The sequence below is a fragment of the Ruminococcus callidus ATCC 27760 genome, assembly GCF_000468015.1.
Classification (GTDB): domain Bacteria; phylum Bacillota; class Clostridia; order Oscillospirales; family Ruminococcaceae; genus Ruminococcus_C; species Ruminococcus_C callidus.
Genome location: NZ_KI260456.1, coordinates 1 through 756, shown reverse-complemented (window position 1 = coordinate 756; position 756 = coordinate 1). Strand labels below are relative to the sequence as shown.

Here is a 756-nt window from a genome sequence, read left to right as displayed (position 1 = left end):
GCTCGCTTGGCTAGATGTTAAGTTAATGACATTGCTCCATGAGCAGCCCCTACGACAAAAGAACGTATGACGTGGGAACCAAGTGCAAGGTGGACATCACCGGCGACAGCATTTCCTACACCAATACCGACACCGCAAGCCTGCCGCTTGAGTTCAGCATGGCTTATGACGAGGGCAACTACAACTTCTCTCCGCTGAACGCCGCCAAGGTTACCTTTGACGTAGCACCGAATCAGACGATCACTATTACCAAGAAGGACACAGGCTTCGCACTCACCACCAACATGGAAACGGTTGTTACCATTAATCCGGAGTACAACGATGATGCGATCAACGCATTCGAGGGCAGCGAACACGACTTTGTACAGTATGTCACAGCTTACTACCTGCGGTTTGTCATGGAGAGCAACGCCATGGTCAACTACAACATGGAAAAGAAGTGCAGTGAACTGTCATTCGACTTCAACAATGACGGTGTGTACGACGAGTCCCCCATTACCGGCGATGCAGACTGCAACGGTGTTCCCTATGAGATCAACGACATCTACTGGACCATGCAGCAGATTGCCGAATCTGGTGCATACGGTGCCGGCAGCACCTACTTCCCCACCACAGCCGGCGACATTGACGGCAACGGCAAGGTAGACACCAACGACCTGTTCGATATCACCTATGAGTGTGCTCTGCGTGGGGCAGGACTGAAGAAGTAACTGGTACTTACACTAAGGAAACACTGCATAAAGCCCGCCTGACGGC

General features: G+C 51.9%; 1 protein-coding gene. It reads left to right on the top strand.

Going from position 1 to position 756, the window contains the following annotated elements; translation table 11 throughout:
- Window positions 1–38: 38 nt before the first annotated feature.
- Window positions 39–710, top strand: a complete 672-nt coding sequence (locus tag RUMCAL_RS11400) for a hypothetical protein (RefSeq protein ID WP_021683043.1) — start codon at window positions 39–41, stop codon at window positions 708–710.
- Window positions 711–756: the final 46 nt, after the last annotated feature.